We start from the raw sequence: 21,368 nt of genomic DNA on the forward strand, positions 1-21,368 counted from the left end.
CTCACTCGCCGCGGTACAGCTCGCGCTTGTCGATATAGCGCACGACTCCGTCCGGCACCAGATACCAGATCGGGTCGCCCTTGGCGACTCTCGCACGGCAGTCGGTGGAGGAGATGGCGAGGGCGGGGACCTCGACGAGAGAGACGCCGCCCTCCGGGAGTCCGGGGTCGTTCAGATGGTGGCCCGGGCGGGTGACCCCGATGAAGTGCGCGAGGGAGATCAGCTCCTCGCTGTCCCGCCAGGTGAGGATCTGGGCGAGCGCGTCGGCGCCGGTGATGAAGAAGAGGTCCGTGTCCGGGTTGAGCGCGCGCAGGTCACGCAGGGTGTCCACGGTGTAGGTGGCACCACCGCGGTCGATGTCGATGCGGCTCACGGAGAACTGCGGGTTCTCGGCGGTCGCGATGACCGTCATCAGATAGCGGTCCTCGGCCGGGGAGACGCTGCGGTGGCTCTTCTGCCAGGGCTGGCCGGTCGGGACGAAGACCACCTCGTCGAGGTGGAAGGCCGCGGCGACCTCGCTGGCCGCGACCAGGTGCCCGTGGTGGACCGGGTCGAAGGTGCCGCCCATGACGCCGAGGCGGCGCTTGCCCGGCCGCGACGGGCCGTTCCGGGTGCCGTCGGCGCCGCGTGGCTCCGAGGCGGCATGACGGGGCTCCGTGGTGGCACGGCGGGGCTCCGAGTGTCGCTCGGTGCCGCTCGCCGTGTCCTGTGCCGGGTCGTGCGGCGTCTCGTTCGCCGGACCGGTAGGCATGTCCTGCTCTCCCATGCGTGCAGACCCTACCGGCCCTGCCTGAGGGCTCCGGCCGCCCCCATGATCCCGGGATGCCCTGCCCGGGGCACCCTGCCGGGCTCAGCGGTCGCGGTTGAAGCGGGTGGTGATCCACAGCAGGAGCAGCAGGATGAAGAGCGCGCCGCCACCGGTGAGGTAGGGGTTGAGGCTCTCGTGGTTTCCGCCGTGCTCCTCGCCCTCGGCGGCGAGGGTGACCAACTGGGCAGCGGTGCTGTGGAAGCTCATCTTCGGCAGGACCTATCGCGTGTGGGCGGCATAAAGACGTCGGCTCATCGTAAGCGGGCGTCCCGAGCGCGATCACCCCGACTCCGCATGTTCGTGGCGCGGAGGCGACGCGCGCCGTCGCCGGACCCGGTCCCGGGGCCCGGCGGGGAACCTTCCCGGAGCCTCAGTCGTCCTTCCGTCTGTAGCCACGCAGCAGGAACCACGCGGTCAGCGCACAGCCCAGGATCATCACGATGAGGACGATCCGGAGCATCCCCGGTCCCTGCCGCTCGGCGGCGCTCGCGGCCTCGGCGAGCCAGGCGGACGCGGGGTGGTGCTCCATGACGGTGGTTCCCTTCGCTGTACTGCCCGACCACCGTAACTCGGCCTAGGCTGGGCTCTGCCTCGGGGAAGCAAAAGGCCGCACAAGGGGCCGCAAAGGTCACACAGACGCATGGGGGAAGACATGTCCGACGGCCACGAGCAGAGCGGGCACGAGCACGTGCCCAGCAGGCAGCGCAGGCGCTTCCCCGGAATCTCCTCGCGTACGTACGAGCATCCGGCCGACCGCTCCGCCCTGGTGGCGCTGCGCAAGCTGAGCGGTTTCGACACGGTGTTCAAGGCGCTCAGCGGTCTGCTGCCCGAGCGCAGTCTCCGGCTGCTGTTCCTTTCCGACTCGGTGCGCGTCTCGGACCAGCAGTTCGCCCATCTGAACGTGATGCTGCGGGACGCCTGCTACATCCTGGACCTGGAGAAGGTCCCGCCGATGTACGTGAACCAGGACCCGCAGCCGAACGCGATGTGTATCGGCCTGGACGAGCCGATCATCGTCGTCACGACCGGGCTCGTCGAGCTGCTCGACGAGGAGGAGATGCGGGCGGTCGTCGGGCACGAGGTGGGGCATGCGCTGTCCGGCCACTCGGTCTACCGGACGATCCTGCTGTTCCTGACCAGCCTCGCCGTCCGGGTCGCCTGGATCCCGCTGGGCAACCTCGCGATCATGGCGATCGTGACCGGGCTGCGGGAGTGGTTCCGCAAGTCGGAGCTGTCGGCGGACCGGGCGGGGCTGCTGGTCGGGCAGGACCTCACGGCCTCCATGCGGGGTCTGATGAAGATCGCGGGCGGTAACCACCTGCACGAGATGAACGTGGACGCGTTCCTCGCACAGGCCGAGGAGTACGAGGCCGGGGGCGACCTGCGGGACTCCGTGCTGAAGATCCTGAACGTGCTGCCCCGCTCCCACCCGTTCACCACCGTGCGGGCGGCCGAGCTGAAGAGGTGGGCCGAGTCGCGGGACTACCAGCGGATCATGGACGGCCACTACCCGCGGCGCGACGAGGACAAGGACACCTCGGTCAGGGACTCCTGGCGGGACTCGGCGAACCACTACACGACCCATGTGAAGAACTCCAAGGACCCGCTGATGAAGCTGGTCACGGACCTCGCCGACGGCGCCGGTGACCTGGGCGACCGCGTCCGCCGCGGCTTCGGCGGCTTCACGAACTCGTCCTCGAAGCCGCAGGGCCCGGAGGCACCGGACTCCCCTGGGCCTGACTCCCCCGGGGACGACCAGCCCCCGCGCGGCAACGGCTGAGGCGCCCGAGCCCTCGTCTGCCCCGTCTCACACCTTCCTCTGCCCCCGTCTCACACCTTCGGCTGCGCGCTCGTCGCCAAGGACCCGCACAGGGCCGTCGCACTGCCCGTGGCATAGGGGTCCGTTCCGGCGGGGCCGCCCTCCTTGGCCGTCTGGCCGGCCAGGAGGGGGCGGAGGTGGTTCGTGGAGTCCTCGGCGCAGGAGAGCGGTCCGGCCTGGACGTAGGAGACGACGAGCTGGCCCTGGTGCAGGCGCAGGTCCTCGCGGTCGAAGCGGAAGTGCAGCTCGCGCCGGACGGTGAACAGCGACACCTCGGCCTTGTCCTCGGCGCCGGCCGGCCGCAGCGCGTACACGAACGTGTGGTCGGCGGTGACCTCGAGCGTGGACGAGTCGGCCTCGGCCGCCTGCAGCGTGCCCTGGACCCGCACCTTGCGGTCGGCCAGCTGCGCGCGGGTGGGGTCGAAGCGGACGAGCCAGCCGGTGGGCGCGTGGCGTCCGTCCGCGGTGGGGCGGGAGAGGCTCTGGTCGAACTGGCCCAGCTGATCGGGGTCGAGCAGGACGCGGACCGCGCGGACCTCGCCGCCCGTGAGCACGTCCGGGTCGAGGGCGGAGCGGACGATGTAGTCCTTGGCCGTGGACAGGGCGGACACGACCTGGCTGTCCGAGAAGTGCGCGGTGCGCCGCGAGGCGGGCAGCGGGACGCCCTCCGCGCCGCTCTTGAACTGTGCGGCGGGGCTGTGCTCGTACAGATAGGCCGGGTCGGCCGTGCCGGGCACCTTGCCCTCGGGGGCGAGCGGGATGACGGTCATCCGCAGGGGCTCGGCGGGCTTCTGGGCGGCGGGCGTCTGGTAGGGGTGCCGTACCCCCATGTAGATCGCGGTGCCGAAGGCGACGGCGATCAGCAGGACCAGGACCAGTGCCTGCCGGGACAGGCCCCGGCGCAGGGGCGGGCGGCGGCGCACGGCGGGGGCGTGGTCGGCGATGCGCTCCTGGGCGGAGAACTCCTGGAGGCGGGCAGCACGGATGAACGATTCGTCGAAGACGACGGATCGATACTCGTCCTCGCCACCTCCGGGAGCCCCTTCGGGCGCCCCCTCAGGTGGGTCTCCAGGCCCGCCCATATCTTCAGGGTAGGTCTCCGGAAGGTCGGGTAAACGCCCGGCTCCATGACAAGTTCTGACAGGTTCTCACCAGGACAGGCGGGTTCCGGTCAGGGGGTGCGCGGGATCACCGAGACGGCCGGCCCGGTGTAGTCGGCGGACGCCGAGGGGGTCGCGCCACCGCTCTGTTCCAGCCCGGTCGAGGTGGGCGTCGGCAGGGGCTCCTGGCGGTTCGAGGACGCTCCCCGGTAAACCGCCGTGAAGGCCAGCGCGACCATGCCGATGCCCATCACGAGGGCGAGCAGCCAGGCGACGGGGCGGTGCCAGCGGACCTGCTTGCCGTACGGGCCCGTGCCGCCTTGGTGGTCCTCGATGATGTCGGGGTCGTCCAGCTCGTCGAGGTCGGGATCATGGCCGAAATCGCCATGTCCGTCGGAGCCGTACCCGTCGTCGTAGCGCTCGCCTCTGGCGTGGGCGCGGCGCGCCTCCGCTTCGGAGGCCTCGGCTCTCGCCTGTGCGGCGGCAAGGAGGCGCTCCACGGCGGTCGGCTCGTGCACCACGGCCGCGCGTACGAAGGCCTCGTCGAAAACCACGGAGGCGAACTCTTCGTCCGACACCCCGCGGTCCTGGTCGTCGTCGGGCTCCCAGCCGTCCGGAAACGGCGTGCCCCCACGTCCTCCGGCACAAATCCAGAGTAGACCTGGGGGGGCAATTTGGGCAGACGGTATGGAAATTCATCCGTCGGTTGAGACGGCGTTCACAGGGCTCCGCGCGGCGCGCGCCCGGCCGGTCCGCCCCTGCCGCACGCATATGCGCCGCTCCACATACTCACCCGGCAGACGCTCAGCGGCGCACGTGCCCGTCCCCGGTCACGATGTACTTGGTGCTGGTCAGCTCCGGCAGGCCCATCGGGCCGCGGGCGTGCAGCTTCTGCGTGGAGATGCCGATCTCCGCGCCGAATCCGAACTGGCCGCCGTCGGTGAAGCGGGTGGAGGTGTTCACGGCGACGGTGGTCGAGTCGACCAGCTGGGTGAAGCGGCGGGCCGCCTGCTGGGAGGTCGTGACGATGGCCTCGGTGTGGCCGGAGGTCCACAGCCGGATGTGCTCGACGGCCTTGTCCAGGGAGTCCACGACGGCCGCGGCGATGTCGTACGACAAGTACTCCGTCTCCCAGTCCTCTGCCGTCGCCTCGACGACGGTCGCCTTGGTGTCCTTGGCGTAGGCCTGCACGCGATCGTCGGCGTGCACGGTCACCCCCGCGCCGGCGAGGGCCTCCAGGGCGCGGGGCAGGAACTCGGCGGCGATGTCCTGGTGGACCAGCAGGGTCTCGGCGGCGTTGCAGACGCCGACCCGCTGGGCCTTGGAGTTGATCAGGATGTCGACGGCCATGTCGAGGTCGGCGGCGGCGTCGACGTAGACGTGGCAGTTCCCGGTGCCGGTCTCGATGACCGGGACGGTCGACTCCTGGACGACCGTGCTGATCAGGGAGGCGCCGCCGCGCGGGATGAGCACGTCGACCAGGCCGCGGGCCCGCATCAGCTCGCGCACGCTGTCGCGGCTCTCCCCGGGACGAGCTGGATGGCGTCGGCGGGCAGTCCGGCTCCGCCCACGGCGTCGCGCAGGACGCGCACGAGGGCGGTGTTCGACTGGTAGGCCGAGGAGGAGCCGCGCAGCAGGACCGCGTTGCCGGACTTCAGGCAGAGGGCCGCGGCGTCGACGGTGACGTTCGGCCGGCCCTCGTAGATGATCCCGACGACCCCGAGCGGCACGCGGACCTGGCGAAGGTCGATGCCGTTGGGCAGCGTGGAGCCGCGGACGACCTCGCCGACCGGGTCGGGCAGCGCGGCGACGTCGCGCACGTCGGAGGCGATGGCGCGGACCCGCTCGGGGGTGAGCGTGAGCCGGTCGATCATGCCCTCGCTGATGCCGGCCTCACGGGCCTTGGCGACGTCCTTGCCGTTGGCCTCGACGATCTCGCTCGTACGGACCTCCAGCGCGTCCGCGATGGCCAGCAGCGCGTCGTCCTTGTCGGCCCGCGGCAGGGGCGCGAGGTTCGCGGCGGCGGCCTTGGCGCGGTAGGCGGCCTCGGTGACCGGGGACATCGAGTCGTACGGCGAAAGCGTGGTCATGAGGGAAGCGTAGTGCGCCGGGCGGGTCCGTTCATCGTTCGTTTCACACCCCGAGACACCCTCCGAGACAACCCGCGAGACACCCCGAGACATCCTGCGGGCGCTCCCGGGGCCCTCCCGGGACCGGGTCAGAACGGGTGGACTCCGACGGGGGACGCCGGTGGCGGTCCGTACCCCTCGGCGACGCGCTGGTGGTAGGTCGCGCGGTCGATGACCTCCAGGCCGACGATCTCCCAGGGCGGCAGGCCGGCGGTCTGCCGGTGCTCGCCCCACAGGCGCAGGGCGACGGCGGCCGCGTCGTGCAGGTCGCGGGCCTCCTCCCAGTAGCGGATCTCCGCGTGGTCGACCGCGTAGCGGCTGGTCAGGAGGAAGGGGTGGTCGTGGGCGAGCTGTTCCAGGGCACGCCGGACCTCGGTGAGGGGGCCTCCCGGCCGGAGACGCTGAGGGTGACGTGCCACAGGCGCGGGATGTCGCCGGGTTCCCCGCCCTGGAACCGGTCCCCGGCCGCCACACTGGTGAGGGCGCGCTCGTCACCGGCCGCACGGGAGCCGGCACCACCACGGGACGCCGTGGCCCCAGGGCGCACTCGTCTCACGACGGCCTCCTTTGCACAGTGGTGCTCCTGCGGATTGTTGCCCTGAGACAAAGTTGAGCAGGCCGCCAGGGATCGCGTGGCGATTTTGCGGAACGTCCACCACCGGGGGCGGATGTTTCGTCACATTACGGGTGGAGGACTACCAGGTCGTCCCTGTGTACGACCTCGCGTTCGTACGCGGGCCCGAGGTCGCGGGCCAGTTCGCGGGTCGAGCGGCCGATCAGCCGGGGGATCTCCTTGGCGTCGAAGTTGACGAGCCCGCGGGCCACCGCCCGTCCCGTGCCGTCCCTCAGCTCGACCGGGTCGCCGGCGCTGAACTCGCCCTGGACGGCGGCGATCCCGGCCGGCAGCAGCGACTTGCGGCGGTCCACGACGGCCTGGACGGCACCGTCGTCCAGGGTCAGCGCGCCCTGCGGGGTGGAGGCGTGCTGGAGCCACAGCAGCCGGTCAGCGGAGCGCTTGCCGGTGGGGTGGAAGTGGGTGCCGGTGTCCTGGCCGGTCAGGGCGTCGGCCGCGTGGATGGCGTTGGTGAGCACGACGGGGACACCGGCGCCGGTGGCGATCCGGGCGGCCTCGACCTTGGTGACCATGCCGCCGGTGCCGACGCCGGCCTTGCCCGCGCTGCCGATCTCGACGTGCGCGAGGTCGGACGGCTCGCGCACCTCGGCGATGCGGGAGGTGCCGGGCCTCGCCGGGTCGCCGTCGTAGACGCCGTCCACGTCGGACAGCAGGACCAGCAGGTCGGCGTGGACGAGGTGGGCGACCAGGGCGGCGAGGCGGTCGTTGTCGCCGAAGCGGATCTCGTCCGTGGCGACGGTGTCGTTCTCGTTGACGATCGGGAAGGCGCCCATCGCGAGCAGCTTGTCGAGGGTGCGCGAGGCGTTGCGGTGGTGGGCGCGGCGGCTCATGTCGTCGGAGGTCAGCAGCACCTGGCCGACGCGAACGCCGTAGCGGGCGAAGGAGGCGGTGTAGCGGGCGACGAGCAGGCCCTGGCCGACGCTGGCGGCGGCCTGCTGCCGGGCGAGATCCGTGGGGCGGCGGCGCAGGCCGAGCGGGGCGAGTCCGGCCGCGATGGCGCCCGAGGAGACCAGGACGATCTCCCGCTCCCCACCGCTGCGGACCTTGGCGAGCACGTCGACCAGCGCGTCCACGCGGTCCGCGTCCAGGCCGCCCGAGGCGGTGGTCAGAGAGGAGGAACCGACCTTCACGACGATTCTGCGGGCCTCGCCCACGGCCTGCCTTGCCCCTGCCACGTCCCCGTCCGCCCCTCGCGTCGATTCGGTCCCTCACCAGGAAATCTACGGGACGGCGAGACCCGACGCGGCGCCGGTCCACGCTACGGACGGTGCCGCCCGCGTCACGGACCACGGTCGTGGCCAGTTCCGTCCCACCCGAAGACAGGAATGCGATCTTCCGCTACGGTCCGACGACACAGCGGGCCGACAGGCCCCCTACGCTCCGGCGACACGCGCGTGTCGTCAGGAGGTCGCCGCGCGTTAACCCGTACGGCCGACCTGCGCCGACACCCGACGCTCCTGGAGTGACCGCAGTGCCCGTACCTCTCCCCCGTCCACCGGCCCTGCTGAAGGGGCTGGTCACCGTCGTCCTGGCCGCCGCGTTCGCCGCTCAGGCGGTCGCGGCGCTGCTGCCCCACGTACCGCTGCTGCTCGCCGCGACAGCCGTGTCCCTGGCCACCGAGGGCGCCCTCTTCCGGTGGCAGCGCGGGGTGCTGTCGCTGTTCGCGAAGTCGCACGCGGACATCACCGTGCGGCACGTCCTGCGCGACCTGCTGCTGGTCGTCGGCCTGCTGCGGCTCGGCGAACAGGACCGGGAGACGGTGTACGCCCCGCTGGTGGCCGGGCTGCTCGCCTTCTACGTGCTGCACTGCGCGATCCAGGCGGTCTCCGTACTGGTGCGGCGTACCCGCACGCTGCCTGTGGTGACCCGGAACATCGACGCCTCGGTGCTGCGGCTGTCCCCGGCCCCGCCCCTGCTGCTGCGCCGCCCCGGCCACCGGCTGCTGGTGTTCGGCCTGCCCGCGACGGCCGGACTGCTGGCCGCCGCGCCGGGCGACGAACCGGTGTACGCGGCGGCGGGCATCGGGCTCTCCCTCCTCCTCGCGCTGACCGGCCTCGGTGTGCTGCTGCTCCGGCTGCTGCCGGGCCGCCGCCCGGCCGGAGAGCAGGAGGTGCTCGACTGGTTCGACGCATGGCTGGCCGCGTACCGGCCGACCGTCGGTCTGTACTTCTCCGGCGGCGCCGCCTCGGCGTACCAGGCGAACATGTGGCTGGAGCCCCTCGCGCGGGTGGACGGCAGGCCGGTCATCGTGCTGCGTGAGCGGTTCATGGTGCAGAAGATCGCCGCGACGGACATCCCGGTCATCTGCCTGCCGAAGGTGTCGACGCTGATGCGGCTGGAGCACTCCACGCTGCAGGTACTGATCCACCCGTCGAACTCCGGCAAGACCTCCCAGGTGCTGCGCATCCCCACGATCAAGCACACCTTCGTCAACCACGGCGAGAGCGACAAGCTGTCCTCGTGCAACCCGTACGCGAAGGCCTACGACGAGGTGTGGGTGGCCGGGCCCGCCGCGCGCGAACGGTACGCGCTGGCCGAGGTGGGCGTCGAGGACAAGGACGTGGTGGAGACCGGCCGCCCGCAGCTGGACGCCGTACAGCCGTACGCGGGCCCGCCGACCGGGGCCTGTACGACCGTCCTGTACGCGCCGACCTGGGAGGGCTGGGACGGCAACCCCGGCAACACCTCGGTGATCGCGGCCGGCGAGAACCTGGTGCGGGCGCTGCTCGCCGACCCGGGCGTGCGGCTGCTGTACAAGCCGCATCCGCTGACGGGGTCGGTGGACCCGCGCGCGGGCGCGGCCGATCTGCGGATCCGGGAGCTGATCCGGGCGGCGAACCGGGAGCGGACAGGGGCACGCCCCCCGGGCGACGCCGGACTCGACCGTCTCACGCGGGAGCTGGACCGCCTCACCACGACCGACTTCCGGTCCGGGGCCGACACGGTGGAGCGCATGCGGGTGCAGTCGGCGCCGGAGCCGGGCCGGGCCGGGGCGGTGGCGCGGGCGACGGCGTCCTGGGAGGAGGCGTACTGGGCCTCGCTGCCGGAGGGCGAGCACCAGATCATCACGGACGTCCGGCCCGCGCTGTACTCCTGCTTCGATGTGGCCGACCTGCTGGTCAGTGATGTGTCCAGCGTGATCAGCGACTTCCTGGCGAGCGAGAAGCCGTACGCGGTGGCGAACACCAGCGGGCTGAGCGAGGACGCGTTCCGTACGGCGTTCCCGACGGTGGTGGCGGCGACGGTGCTGTCGCCGGACGCCGGCGGGGTGCCGGCCCTGCTGGAGGCGGTCCGGCACCCGGAGAAGGACGAACTGGCCGAGGCGCGCGCCGCGTTGAAGCTGCGTCTGCTGGGCCCGGCCGAGCCGTCGTCTCAGGAGCGCTTCAACACGGCCGTACGGGAACTGTGCCGGTCGGCCGGGGAACACCGGGCCCGGGTGGCGGAACGGCTGTCGGCGCTACCCAGCCAGCGCACCGGGACAGCGGTCCCGACCGCGCCCCGCTGAGTGGCGACAGCGACGAACGAGAGGTGAACGCGGGGGCTGCGCGAAAGCCGGCCCCCGCGTCCGTGTTCACGCCGCCGGCCGCACCTCACGCGACGTCAGCACTCGCCGCGCCTTGCGTACCGCCCGGCGTACGAACGTGTGGGCGCCGCCCTCGCGGTAGCCCGGGAAGGCGCGGGCCTCGCGCGGCTCGGCGAGGTACACCGAGTCGGGGATGCCGGCGGCGCGGTCACGGAAGTGCGGGTAGGCCAGGTAGACGCGGCGGCCCTTCCGCTCCAGGAGCGCCGCCGCCTGCTTCTTGGCCTTGACGAACTTCACGACCTCGATGAGCAGTTCGGGCCGCTGCTCGGCGACCAGGTGCAGACGCAGCCGCTCATGGACCTTGAGGCGCTGGGCGGCGCCCTCGGTCCAGTGGGCGTCCAGCAGAGGCTTGGCCAGCTCGAACTTGTGCCGGCGGATCTCCTCGCTGTCCGTGAGGTACTTGGGCCCGAACTGCGGCAGCAGCGTGACGAGTAAGGGCCGGAGCATCAGCTGGTCTCGCCGGGGGCCCGCGGGGACGTGCTCGGTGATGAGGTTCATCAGAGCCCGCGCGGAGTCGAACCGCAGCGCGTAACTGCCGCTCTTGGTCACGTGCTTGCCGTCGTCGCGGCCGACCAGGTAGTAGCAGGTGTGGTCGGCGATCACGGAGACGCCGTTCGCCCGCAGGTACGCCTCCATGGTGAACAGCGCGTCCTCGCCGGTGAACAGCGACTCGTCGAACCGCATGCCGTGCCGGTCCAGCAGCTCGCGGCGGAACAGCTTCTGCGCGCTGAGCGTGAACTTGATGTTGGAGGAGAAGACGTCGGTCCGCTCCACCGTCTTGCCCCACATGGACTTCGGCGCGGAGCGGTTGACGCCCTCGACCTTGCCGAGGACGACGTCCGTGCCCGCGCGGTCGGCCATGGCGACCATCCGCTCCAGGGCCTCGGGGCCCAGCCGGTCGTCGGCGTCGAGGAAGAAGACATAGCGCCCGTTCGCCTTGCGCAGGCCGACGTTGCGCGGGCCGCTGGGGCCGCCGGAGTTCTCCTGACGGATCACCAGAACGTGCATGGGAGCGCGCTCGGCGAACTCCTCCAGGTACTCCCCCGTCCCGTCCGTCGATCCGTCGTCCACCGCGATGACCTCGACGCGCTCTGGATCGATGGTCTGTGCCTCGACGGACGAGAGGCACTCGATCAGATACGGCATCGCTTCGTACGCCCCGATGATCACACTCACATCAGGCTGCGCAACGGTCACGTTTCCCCCTAGTCAATGGGATATTCCCCCGTATCGCCTCATTCGCTACTTGGTAGACGGGTGATCAGGGCAAGCGGTTGCCTCGCACGCACGTGTTAGTGGGACACGTCACACAATGGATCGACAGACAGCGGGCACACGAAAGGGCTCGGCCCCCGAGGAAGACGCTCCTCGGGGCCGAGCCCTGATTCAGGCGGAGGCGGGTCAGCCCGCGCCGACACCGTCCGTGTCACCGGCCGCGGCCGCCCGCTGCCCGGGCACGGCGTTCGCCAGCTCGGCATCGGCCTCGGCGTCGACCTCGGCATCGGCCAGGGCGGCCGCCACCCGTGACTCCTGACCGACGTTGCGCGTCTCGGCCTTGAGCGCGAGATCCGCGACCGCGGTGTTGAACTGCTCGAGGGAGGTCGGCTCGTCCGGTCCCAGCAGGTACTGCTTGAGCTCCTTGCGGTCCTCGGCCAGCGGATCGGCGGCCCGGTCACGGACAGCGACAAGCAGCTCGCCCAGCTCGGCCGCGCTGTTGGACAGGATCACCGCGGCGCGCACCGCCGTGTTGTTCCGCTTGAACTCCTCGACGCCCACCTCGGCGGAGTCCGTGACCGCGTACGGCTTGCCGCTCGCGATGAAGTCGGAGACCACGCTGGAGATGTCGGAGACCATCGCGTCGGAGACGTTGAAGCAGTCGTACAGCCGCGGGTCGGAGCCGGTGATGACGCGGTGCTCCCAGGCGGGGAAGGAACGCCAGTAGGCGTCGTTCCACTCGGCGCGCAGCCGGGCGACCTCCTCGTGCCGGGCGATGTCGACCTGGCCGTCACGGGTGGCCTCGGCCTCGTCGCGCCGTTCGCCGCCGGAGCCGGAGAGCTGCGCGAGCCGGGCCTCGATCCGGGCCAGCTCGGTCTTGGCGGTGGCCTGAGCGGCGGTGTCGGCGACGAAGCGCGTGTCGATGGCGCGCTCGGCGGCGGCCTTGCGCACCAGGGCGGTGATGCGCTGGTGGGCGGCGCCGGCCTCCTTGCTGACGTTGCCGGTGAACGGGTGCGGCTTGTACAGGACGCGGACCGGCGGGTCGGCCTGCACGAGCTGCTTCACGATGTTCTCGCCGGCCAGTACGACCGAGGTGTTGCCCGGGTTGCCGTCCCAGCCCTCCCAGGTGGGGGCGTACAGGACGGTCGGGATCCGGCTGTCGGGCACGCCCTGCCAGGTCTGGATCGGGGCGAGCTGCGGGCGGCCGACCTCGACGATGTCGTCGTCGCGGACACCGACGTCGGCGATGGCGTAGCGGTCGCGGCCCGCGCGGCCGGCCGTCCACACCTCGTCGTAGACCTTGCTGTACGGGTTGACGCTGGCGAGCTTGTCGCTGTCGCCGTGGCCGATGAAGACGTGCTTGATCGTGGGCACGCGCAGCATGTGGATGTTCTTGCCGACATTGGCCGCGTAGAGCGCGACACGCACCGTGGACAGGTCCATGTTCATCAGGTGCACCCCTCCGGGCACGCAGACGACCGGGACCGTGGTGGGCGCCAGATTGTTCAGGATGGCCCGCTCACGCAGGATGATCAGCGGCTTGGAGTCCAGCTTCTCCATGGTGTCCAGCCACATGTTGACCTGGTAGGCGGAGTCCTTCGAACCCGAGAAGTACAGGACCGTCTCCGGCTTGTACTCGCCCAGCCAGTCGTCCACGGCGGCCAGGACCATGTCGGCCCTCGGCGGGATCTTCCGGCCGCGCACGTACGGCACGAGCGCCAGCACGTACAGCGTTCCGAGGGCCACCGTGACGCCGATGCCGACGAAGCCGACGAGGGCGGACTTCACCTGCGCGGCGAGCAGGATGCCGGCGACCGCGAAGAGGTCGATGTGGAGCATCTTCTCGGCGGAGCGGTGCAGCAGCTTGCGCGGCGGGGCGTCCGGGATGCGGATGCGCGACTTCAGGTCGACATTGCGGGTGGCGACCGGCATGCGGCGGCGGTTGCGGATCAGCTGGACCAGCGCGCCGTGCGGGGCCTGCAGACCGTAGAAGGCGATGAAGCAGGCGATCGCCCCGTAGTAGATCAGGTTGTCCGCGAGGGACAGCCGGGCCAGCAGCAGGACCAGGAGCAGCTGCCTGATCAGGAAGCGGATCGACAGGCCGGCCCGCACCTTGCTGAGGCGGTTGATCAGATAGCTGCCCTTGCGGTGCAGATAGTGGTCCGCCAGGTACGTCACGGCGGCCGCTGCCGCGAAGGCGGGAACGCTCGGGACGAGCGCGGCCAGCATGAGGGCGGGGTAGCCCGCCATCATGAGGACCGCCGCGGCCAGCTGGGCCGCACTGCCCACCCGGGCGACGCGAATAGCGGTGGATATCACGGAGAAACCTGCTCTTGGGAGGGGTGTGCCGGTCTGGTTCGGAATTGCGGCTGGTCTGTGAATATTCGCGGGACGGTATGGATTCAGGCCCCTGCGAACACTCCTGTCGACGAACTTCGTGAACAGGAGACCGCAGAGGCCTGAATTACCGGGGTCTATTTGGCGCCAATTATTACACGCCGTCCTGCCGGTCCAGAACCGTGGCGAGCGCCTGCTCGAAGCCGGACGCCCGGGCCGCGCCGGCCGTCGGGTCCTGCTGGCGGACGTCGATGACGTGGCCGGTCAGCTCGGACAGCAGCACGTCGAGCGAGGTACGGGCCACGGCCTCGGAGGACAGCAGGGAACCCGAGGGCTCCTGGCCGAAGGCCTTGGTGCGCATGGGGGTGGCGGTGCGCTCGGGGTTGATGCAGTTGACGCGGACGCCGTCGCCGGCCCACTCGTCGGACAGGGCCTGGGTGAGGTTCACCATGGCCGCCTTGGTCGAGGAGTACAGGCTGTACTCGGCGCGGCCGCGGGTGTAGCTGCTGGAGGTGTACAGCAGGAGCTGGCCGTTGGTCTCGGACAGGTACTTGTACGACGACCGGGCGATCTGGACCGGGGCCAGGTAGTTGACCTTCAGCGCCTCCTCGATGGTGGCGTTGTCGGTCTCGGCGAGCTTGCCTATGCGCAGCACGCCCGCGGTGTTCACCACGTAGTCGATGCGGCCGGTCTCGGCGTACGCCTTGGACAGGGCGTCGTCGACCTCCTCCGGGTTCTCCACGTGGGTGCCGGTGGTGGAGCGGCCGAGCGCGTAGACCTTGGCGCCGTAGGACTCGGCGAGCTCGCCGATGTCCTTGCCGATGCCGTAGGAGCCGCCGAAGACGACCATCGTCTTGCCGGTGAGGAGCTCGCGGTAGGCCTCCTCGGAGACCTGCTCGGGCGCGGCGGTCGAGGCGAGCTGGAAGAGCTTGTCGGCGATGAAGACGTCGACGGGCTGCGTGACCTTCATGTTGTACTCGTCACCCGCGACGACGTGGATCGGCACGTCCGGCAGGTACTTGAGAACGACGGAGCAGTCGTCGGTGGCCTGGAAGTTGGGGTCGTTCGAGGCGACCTCGTAGGCCCGCTTGATCGTGGACAGCTTGAAGGCCTGCGGGGTCTGGCCGCGGCGCAGCCGGGAGCGGTCCGGGATCTCGGTGATGAACTCGCCGTCCTCGCCGTGCGTGCGCGTGACGATGATGGTGTCCGCGGACGGGATGGCCACGTCGACGGCGTGGAAGCGCTCCAGCGCGACGACGCAGTCGTCGATGACGCGCTGCGACAGCAGGGGGCGCACGGCGTCGTGGAAGAGGACGTTGGCGTCCTCGCCCTCGGCCAGGCCCTCGCCCAGCGCGGCGATGGCGCGCTCGGTGGTCTCGTTCCGCGTGGAGCCGCCCTCGATGATCTTCGAGACCTTCTTGAATCCGGCCTTCGTCACGATCTTCTCGACGTCGGGCACGTAGCCCTGCGCCATCAGCACGATGATGTCGTCGATCGAGTCGGCGTTCTCGAAAGTGGTCAGCGTGTGCTCGATGACTGCCTTGCCGGCGATCTTCAGCAGCTGCTTGGGGATCGACAGACCAACGCGCTGACCGGTACCACCAGCCAGGATCACTGCGGTGGTACGGGGCTTGGCTATGTGCTGGGACACAGGTGACCTACCTCGGGGCGACAGGGAACTTGGAAATGGTCCCACTTGTGGTTACCGCAGTGCAAGGTGAGCGACCTTCGCCACATATGTGCGCGCAACCTGTCATTCACCTGGGAGTGCCGGTGATTGGTGAGACGACTCCGTGAAGCGTTCACGAGTTCCTTGGACGGTGTCTGCTGCACGGTACGCGCCTCGGCGGTGTGGTGTGGCACCCGACCACCGTGGCAGTCGTCACGGGCCGGCGACCGCGGGCCGCCTTCACCTACCCGGGCACGGGACGGCACGTGTTCTCCATAAGCCTCGCCGCCACGCAGTCGCGGGCAAGTCCTGAATACCGCTCGTTCAGCCGCCCATTGCCGCGGAATTCTCGGTAAAGATTCCGCAGCATTTCGATCTCGGTCGGGGTAAGGGAAGAGCCGGAAGAGCCCGGGACTCCGATGAGTCCCGGGCTCCCGTCCGCTCCATGGCCGAAAGGCCGTCAGACCACCTCGACGCCCGGCCGGCCCGCCTCGACCCGCAGCCTCGCCAGCGTGCTCGGTACCGAGGCCGGCTGCCGCACGGTGTCGACCACCCTCACCTGCGCGTCGATGCCGTCGCGGCGGACGTCGAAGAGGTGGTAGCCGCGGTGCGCGTCGAGCAGCTTCCAGTGCGGGTTGTCCGGACGCCGCGGGTCCCACTCCTTGCGGAAGGCCTCCTGGTCCTGGTCGCCGTTGCTGGAGATGGACGTGCCGACGAACTCGGCGCCGACGACCGCGGAGTCCGGGTCGGCGTAGTCCTCCTTGAGGTCGCTGATCATCGTCAGATGCCGGTCCCCGGAGAGCACCACGGGGTTGCGGACCTGCCTGAACTCCTGGGAGAACTGGTTGCGTTCGGCCTGGTAGCCGTCCCAGGCGTCGTAGAACCAGAGCTTGCCCTCGCCGACCTTGAGGTCCGTCTCGGCCATCATGATCTGGGAGGCGATGAGGTTCCAGCGGGCGGGCGAGTTCTTGAGCCCGTCCAGCAGCCACCGCTTCTGCTGCGCGCCCAGCATGGTCAGCGAGGGGTCCTGGGCGCCGGCCTGGCTGGTGGCCTGGTCGCTGCGGTACTGCCGGGTGTCCAGGACGTTGAGCCGGGCCAGGCGGCCGAACTCCAGGCGGCGGTGCATCCGGATGTGCGGTCCGTTCGGGACGGCGGTGGCACGGACCGGCATGTGCTCGTAGAACGCCTGGTAGGCCGCGGTCAGGCGGGCCACGAACGCGTCGTGCGGCTGCTTGTCGGGGTCCTGCGGGATCTCGCCCGCGAAGTCGTTGTCCACCTCGTGGTCGTCGAAGCTCACCACGAAGGGCGCGTTCGCGTGCATCGCCGCGAGGTCCGGGTCGGTGCGGTACTGGGCGTACCGGTTGCGGTACTGGACGAGGCTGAACGGCTCACCGGTGCCCTCGTGCCGCCGTACGCCCGTCGACGACGGCGTGGACTCGTAGATGTAGTCGCCCACGAACACCACGACGTCGGGGTCCTGATCCAGCATGTCTGCGTATGGCGTGAAATAGCCGTGCTGCCAGTTCTGGCAGGAGGCGAGGGCCATGCGCAGGGAGCCACCGGAGCTGTGGGGGTGGGGCGCGGTGCGGGTGCGGCCGGTGGGCGAGAGCTGCCCGCTGGTGCGAAAGCGGTACCAGTACGTGCGGTCCGCGCGCAGCCCGCGTACGTCCACGTGAACGCTGTGCCCGTACTCGGGCCGGGCCTGGGCGGTGCCCCGGCGGACGAGCTTTCTGAACCGGTGGTCCTCCGCGAGCTGCCACTCCACCGGCACCACCCGGTCGGGCATGCCCCCGCCGTTCAGCGGGTCGGGGGCGAGCCTGGTCCACAGCACTATGCCGTCAGGCAGCGGGTCACCTGAGGAGACGCCGAGGCTGAACACACCGTCGGGCAGCGGCGTCTCGGCCGCGCGGGCGGCGGCCGGAAGCCACAGCTGGGCGGAGGCGGCGGCGCCTAGCACCGCGGCGCCGGCGGTCAGAAAGCGGCGTCGGTCGGGCGATCCTGCTGTCATCGGCTGACTCCCTTACCTCGCTGGCCACATGGACTCTGGGAAGCTTCACGCTCGCGGGCGACCCGCCCGCTGAACGCCGGGGTTCACGTACATGACAACTAAGCAGACAAAAAGAGACCCGCCGCCAGCACCGGAACAAGCCGTTGCCGCAGCGGGTCTGACGGATGATCAGTCGGCGAAGAGCGTACCGAGCCGAGCGTCCGTGGGGGTGGTGCCGAGGAGCGTGTTGCCGAAGGTCGTCGTGCCGTTCGGGCTCACGACGGTCGTCGGACCGGACCGGAAGTACCAGACGGACCCGGCCTTGGCGTTCTCCCCCGCCGCGCCGGCTGCCAGGTCGGCCAGGCCGTCGTGGTTCGCGTCGGCGAGGTGCACGGCCGAGCCGAAGGTGTCGCCCTTCTCGGCGGTGCCCGGCACGTTCGGCGTGTTCTGCGTGACGGCCTGGGCGCCGGTGCCGGTGAGCCCCTTCGCGCTGCCGCGCAGCACGACGACCGCGCCCGCGTCGGCCACACTGCCCAGGTCTTCGCCGGGCAGCCCGGTCGCCACGTCCGGGTAGCCGTCGCCGTTGACGTCGGCGACCCGGACGTCCGTCCCGAAGCCGTCGCCCGCCTCGGCGGCGCCCGGCACCCCGGGGCTGTCCTGGTTGAGGTGCCTGGCCTTGGTGCCGTCCGGCCCGTTCGAGGTGCCCGGGATCCAGGTGACCCGGCCGCCCTTGGCGGCGGGGGTGTCCAGGTCGCTGTCGTACCCGGTGACGGCCCTGCCGACCACGATGTCGTCGACGCCGTCCTGGTCGACGTCCCCGATGTCGAGGTTCTCGCCGCCCTGGAGCGAGTAGCCGTCGCCGCCCTCCACGGTGGTGTACGGCTCGAGTCCCTGCCGGGAGCCCTGCCAGTACACGACCCGACGGGCGTCGAACTCGTCGCCGTCGTTCTGGGTGGCTGCGACGTCGGTGACACCGTCGCCGTTGACGTCGCCGGTGGCCAGGTCGAGGACACGGGTGTCGAACTCGTCCCTCAGGATCTGATCGTCACGGGCCGTGGCGCCGTCCCGGGTGAACGGGCCGCTCACCACACGCAGGTAGTAATGGCTCTCCGCGGTCACCAGGTCCTCGGCGCCGTCGCCGTCGACGTCCCCGAGGGCCAGACGCCCCTGGGCGCCGAGCCCGTCGTGCTCCTTCCCCGTGGCCAGTACGGCACCGCCGGCGAGGCCCTTCGGGCCGCCCCACAGCACCTCGGCAAGACCCGAGTCGGTACCGCCGTCGGCCGTGTCCTCGCGGCCCGCGCCGACGACCAGGTCCGCGTACCCGTCGCGGTCGACGTCGGCGGTGGCGAGGGTGCTGCCGAACGCGTCGTCCGTCTCGGCGCTGCCGGGCACGCCGGCGGTGTTCTGGCTGAACACCTGCCTCTTCGTGGTGTTCAGCCCGTTCGCCGTGCCATAGAGCACGGCGACGTAGCCGGCGCCCTTCTTGCCGCCGACGGTCGCGGTCGGGGCGGCCACCGCGAGATCGGCGTAGCCGTCGCCGTTGAAGTCGTCGTGGAGCTTCGAGGCGGCGGCCGGGGTGGCGTCGGCCGCGCCGGCGGCCTGAGCGGCCACCGGGCGGTGACGGCGGCGACGACGGCGATCGCCGCCGCCATTCCTATGCCTCGACCGATCCCGCGCTTGCTCGTGGACTGGGGCACGTACGTCAACTCCGTGGATCGCGTGGTCAGTTGCTACGCGGCAAGGAACAAGATCCTCATCCGCTCTGCCCTGTACGACACCCCGGAGAACGACTTGGTTGCATCAAAGTCGGTCGCAAATTTGCGCTTTGTTAACTCAGAAAGGCTCGAAGTCGTCGAACTCCTGCTGCGCCTCGTCCCGCTCGGCCTGCCGGTCCCTACGGCGCTGCGCGGCCGGCCGGTCTCCCTCGAGCCGGTGGTCCTCACCACGCCGGCCCAGCATCTCCGCCCCGGCCGTCAGGGACGGCTCCCAGTCGAAGACGACCGCGTTGTCCTCGGGCCCGATGGCGACACCGTCGCCACCCCGGGCGCCCGCCTTCACCAGCGCCTCTTCGACACCGAGCCGGTTGAGCCGGTCCGCCAGGTACCCGACCGCCTCGTCGTTGTTGAAGTCGGTCTGCCGCACCCAGCGCTCGGGCTTCTCACCGCGCACCCGGAACAGGCCGTCGGCCTCGCGGGTCACGGTGAAGCCCGCGTCGTCCACGGCCTTGGGCCGGATCACGATCCGGGTGGCCTCTTCCTTCGGCTTCGCCGCCCGGGACTTGGCCACGAGCTCCGCGAGTGCGAACGACAGCTCCTTCAGCCCCAGATGGGCCACGGCCGACACCTCGAACACGCGGTACCCGCGCGCCTCCAGGTCGGGCCGCACCATTTCGGCCAGATCCTTGCCGTCCGGTACGTCGGTCTTGTTCAGGACGACCATCCGCGGGCGCTTGTCCAGCCCGCCGTACTGCCGCAGCTCTTCCTCGATGATGTCGAGGTCGGACGCGGGGTCGCGGTCCGACTCCAGCGTGGCGGTGTCCAGGACGTGCACGAGCACACTGCACCGCTCCACGTGCCGCAGGAACTCCAGGCCCAGGCCCTTGCCCTGGCTGGCCCCGGGGATCAGCCCGGGCACGTCGGCGATCGTGTACACGGTCGAACCGGCCGTGACGACACCGAGGTTCGGCACGAGCGTGGTGAAGGGGTAGTCCGCGATCTTCGGCCTGGCGGCGCTCAGCACCGAGATCAGGGACGACTTGCCGGCACTCGGGTACCCGACGAGCGCCACGTCGGCGACCGTCTTCAGCTCCAGGACGACGTCATGAAGGTCCCCCGGCTCACCGAGCAGCGCGAAGCCGGGTGCCTTGCGGCGCGCGGAGGCCAGCGCCGCGTTACCCAGTCCGCCCCGGCCGCCCTGCGCGGCGACGAAGGATGTGCCGTGCCCGACCAGGTCGGCGAGGACGTTGCCCGCCTTGTCCACCACCACCGTGCCGTCCGGCACCGGCAGCACCAGGTCCTGCCCGTCCTTGCCGGAGCGGTTGCCGCCCTCACCGGGCTTGCCGTTGGTGGCCTTGCGGTGCGGGGAGTGGTGGTAGTCGAGAAGCGTGGTGATCGACTGGTCGACGGTGAGGATCACGTCCCCGCCACGACCGCCGTTGCCGCCGTCCGGGCCGCCCAGCGGCTTGAACTTCTCACGGTGGACGGAGGCACAGCCGTGGCCTCCGTTACCCGCGGCGACATGCAGCTCGACGCGGTCCACGAAGGTGGTCATGGTGTGTGCCTCCATTTGCGTACGTGTCCGTACGGGTCGTACGGGGTTGTTCTCTTCCCAACACGCGAAAGGCGGACCCGCTTCCCGTGAGGGAAGTGAGGTCCGCCTCGCGAAAGCTTCCGGTCAGGCGACCGGAACGATGTTCACGACCTTGCGGCCACGGTGGGTGCCGAACTGCACCGAACCGGCGGCCAGGGCGAACAGCGTGTCGTCGCCGCCACGGCCGACGCCGGAGCCCGGGTGGAAGTGGGTGCCACGCTGACGGACCAGGATCTCACCAGCGTTGACGACCTGACCGCCGAAGCGCTTCACGCCGAGCCGCTGGGCATTGGAGTCGCGACCGTTCCGAGTGGACGATGCGCCCTTCTTGTGTGCCATTTCTCCTCAGTCCCTTACTTCGCAGCCGCGGGGATCTCAGTGACCTTGATCGCCGTGTACTGCTGGCGGTGGCCCTGGCGACGGCGGTAACCGGTCTTGTTCTTGTAGCGCAGAATGTCGATCTTCTGGCCCTTGTGGTGGTCCACGACCTCGGCCTGGACCTTGATGCCGGCCAGCACCCACGGGTCGCTGGTCACGGAGTCGCCGTCGACAACGAGCAGGGTCGAGAGCTCGACCGTGTCGCCAACATTGGCGGTGGAAATCTTGTCAACCTCAACGATGTCGCCGACAGCAACCTTGTGCTGGCGACCACCGCTGCGCACGATGGCGTACACGCGGAACTCTCTCTCGCTCGGGGAAACGGCACCCCCGCAGGCCAGCCGCCCGAATCAGCGAGCAGCCTCTCCTGGGCGCCAGGCGCCCGGAGGGTGAGGTTTAC

15 protein-coding genes and 3 pseudogenes are annotated in these 21,368 nt (G+C 70.5%); 2 read left to right on the forward strand and 16 right to left on the reverse strand.

What is annotated here, in order from left to right; translation table 11 throughout:
- Window position 1: 1 nt before the first annotated feature.
- The 3 genes from nadD to ACQEV8_RS14495 form a co-directional block, all read right to left on the reverse strand.
- Complete coding sequence (gene nadD, locus ACQEV8_RS14485; protein WP_432960190.1) at window positions 2-766, reverse strand: nicotinate-nucleotide adenylyltransferase; 765 nt, start codon at window positions 764-766, stop codon at window positions 2-4.
- Between the two features lie 84 nt (window positions 767-850).
- Window positions 851-1,015: a hypothetical protein gene (locus ACQEV8_RS14490; RefSeq protein WP_175432503.1), complete on the reverse strand. Its 165-nt coding sequence runs from the start codon at window positions 1,013-1,015 to the stop codon at window positions 851-853.
- A gap of 163 nt (window positions 1,016-1,178) precedes the next feature.
- Window positions 1,179-1,337 carry a hypothetical protein gene (locus ACQEV8_RS14495; RefSeq protein ID WP_184592584.1) on the reverse strand — a complete coding sequence of 53 codons (159 nt, stop codon included), beginning with the start codon at window positions 1,335-1,337 and terminating at the stop codon, window positions 1,179-1,181.
- A 111-nt stretch (window positions 1,338-1,448) separates the two neighbouring features.
- Between ACQEV8_RS14495 and ACQEV8_RS14500 the strand changes: the two genes are divergently transcribed.
- Entirely contained in the window at window positions 1,449-2,588 is a 1,140-nt protein-coding gene (locus ACQEV8_RS14500) for a M48 family metallopeptidase (protein WP_432960193.1), read from the forward strand.
- A gap of 50 nt (window positions 2,589-2,638) precedes the next feature.
- Here ACQEV8_RS14500 and ACQEV8_RS14505 read toward each other — a convergent pair whose 3' ends face one another.
- From ACQEV8_RS14505 to proB, 5 genes and pseudogenes are all read right to left on the reverse strand, one after another.
- Complete coding sequence (locus ACQEV8_RS14505) at window positions 2,639-3,709, reverse strand: hypothetical protein (protein ID WP_432960195.1); 1,071 nt, start codon at window positions 3,707-3,709, stop codon at window positions 2,639-2,641.
- Window positions 3,710-3,798: 89 nt separating this feature from the next.
- Window positions 3,799-4,400 (reverse strand): annotated as a pseudogene (locus ACQEV8_RS14510) (hypothetical protein).
- 131 nt (window positions 4,401-4,531) lie between these two features.
- Window positions 4,532-5,817: pseudogene (locus ACQEV8_RS14515) on the reverse strand (glutamate-5-semialdehyde dehydrogenase).
- A 128-nt stretch (window positions 5,818-5,945) separates the two neighbouring features.
- Window positions 5,946-6,412 (reverse strand): annotated as a pseudogene (locus ACQEV8_RS14520) (hypothetical protein).
- 125 nt (window positions 6,413-6,537) lie between these two features.
- A complete protein-coding gene (proB, locus tag ACQEV8_RS14525) occupies window positions 6,538-7,644 on the reverse strand; it encodes a glutamate 5-kinase (RefSeq protein WP_432972693.1) in 1,107 nt (368 codons plus the stop codon).
- Window positions 7,645-7,961: 317 nt separating this feature from the next.
- On the opposite strand from proB, the gene ACQEV8_RS14530 reads away from it, so the two are divergent.
- On the forward strand, window positions 7,962-9,995 hold the full coding sequence (locus ACQEV8_RS14530; protein ID WP_432960197.1) for a hypothetical protein: 2,034 nt from the start codon (window positions 7,962-7,964) through the stop codon (window positions 9,993-9,995).
- A gap of 66 nt (window positions 9,996-10,061) precedes the next feature.
- Here ACQEV8_RS14530 and ACQEV8_RS14535 read toward each other — a convergent pair whose 3' ends face one another.
- The 8 genes from ACQEV8_RS14535 to rplU all read right to left on the reverse strand — a co-directional run bounded on the left by ACQEV8_RS14535 (window position 10,062) and on the right by rplU (window position 21,264).
- A complete protein-coding gene (locus ACQEV8_RS14535; RefSeq protein WP_432960199.1) occupies window positions 10,062-11,270 on the reverse strand; it encodes a glycosyltransferase family 2 protein in 1,209 nt (402 codons plus the stop codon).
- A gap of 204 nt (window positions 11,271-11,474) precedes the next feature.
- Window positions 11,475-13,577, reverse strand: coding sequence for a hypothetical protein (locus tag ACQEV8_RS14540; protein ID WP_432972696.1), 2,103 nt, complete (start codon window positions 13,575-13,577; stop codon window positions 11,475-11,477).
- 202 nt (window positions 13,578-13,779) lie between these two features.
- Entirely contained in the window at window positions 13,780-15,276 is a 1,497-nt protein-coding gene (locus ACQEV8_RS14545; protein WP_432960201.1) for a D-ribitol-5-phosphate cytidylyltransferase, read from the reverse strand.
- Between the two features lie 478 nt (window positions 15,277-15,754).
- The gene (locus ACQEV8_RS14550; protein ID WP_432960203.1) at window positions 15,755-17,302 is read right to left on the reverse strand and encodes an alkaline phosphatase D family protein; all 1,548 of its coding nucleotides are present in this window, start codon (window positions 17,300-17,302) and stop codon (window positions 15,755-15,757) included.
- A gap of 168 nt (window positions 17,303-17,470) precedes the next feature.
- A complete protein-coding gene (locus ACQEV8_RS14555) occupies window positions 17,471-18,892 on the reverse strand; it encodes an FG-GAP-like repeat-containing protein (RefSeq protein WP_432960205.1) in 1,422 nt (473 codons plus the stop codon).
- 222 nt (window positions 18,893-19,114) lie between these two features.
- Window positions 19,115-20,551, reverse strand: coding sequence for a GTPase ObgE (obgE, locus tag ACQEV8_RS14560; RefSeq protein ID WP_432960207.1), 1,437 nt, complete (start codon window positions 20,549-20,551; stop codon window positions 19,115-19,117).
- Window positions 20,552-20,674: 123 nt separating this feature from the next.
- On the reverse strand, window positions 20,675-20,929 hold the full coding sequence (gene rpmA, locus ACQEV8_RS14565) for a 50S ribosomal protein L27 (protein WP_031130899.1): 255 nt from the start codon (window positions 20,927-20,929) through the stop codon (window positions 20,675-20,677).
- 14 nt (window positions 20,930-20,943) lie between these two features.
- Window positions 20,944-21,264, reverse strand: coding sequence for a 50S ribosomal protein L21 (gene rplU, locus ACQEV8_RS14570; protein ID WP_030815038.1), 321 nt, complete (start codon window positions 21,262-21,264; stop codon window positions 20,944-20,946).
- Window positions 21,265-21,368 lie beyond the last annotated feature (104 nt).

It is taken from the genome of Streptomyces sp. CA-179760, assembly GCF_050937045.1.
Classification (GTDB): domain Bacteria; phylum Actinomycetota; class Actinomycetes; order Streptomycetales; family Streptomycetaceae; genus Streptomyces.

Coding starts and splice junctions, on each gene's coding strand:
- nadD (WP_432960190.1), bottom strand. CDS start 766: ATGGGAGAGCAGGACATGCCTACCGGTCCGGCGAACGAGACGCCGCAC.
- ACQEV8_RS14490 (WP_175432503.1), bottom strand. CDS start 1,015: ATGAGCTTCCACAGCACCGCTGCCCAGTTGGTCACCCTCGCCGCCGAG.
- ACQEV8_RS14495 (WP_184592584.1), bottom strand. CDS start 1,337: ATGGAGCACCACCCCGCGTCCGCCTGGCTCGCCGAGGCCGCGAGCGCC.
- ACQEV8_RS14500 (WP_432960193.1), top strand. CDS start 1,449: ATGGGGGAAGACATGTCCGACGGCCACGAGCAGAGCGGGCACGAGCAC.
- ACQEV8_RS14505 (WP_432960195.1), bottom strand. CDS start 3,709: ATGGGCGGGCCTGGAGACCCACCTGAGGGGGCGCCCGAAGGGGCTCCC.
- ACQEV8_RS14550 (WP_432960203.1), bottom strand. CDS start 17,302: ATGACAGCAGGATCGCCCGACCGACGCCGCTTTCTGACCGCCGGCGCC.
- obgE (WP_432960207.1), bottom strand. CDS start 20,551: ATGACCACCTTCGTGGACCGCGTCGAGCTGCATGTCGCCGCGGGTAAC.
- rpmA (WP_031130899.1), bottom strand. CDS start 20,929: ATGGCACACAAGAAGGGCGCATCGTCCACTCGGAACGGTCGCGACTCC.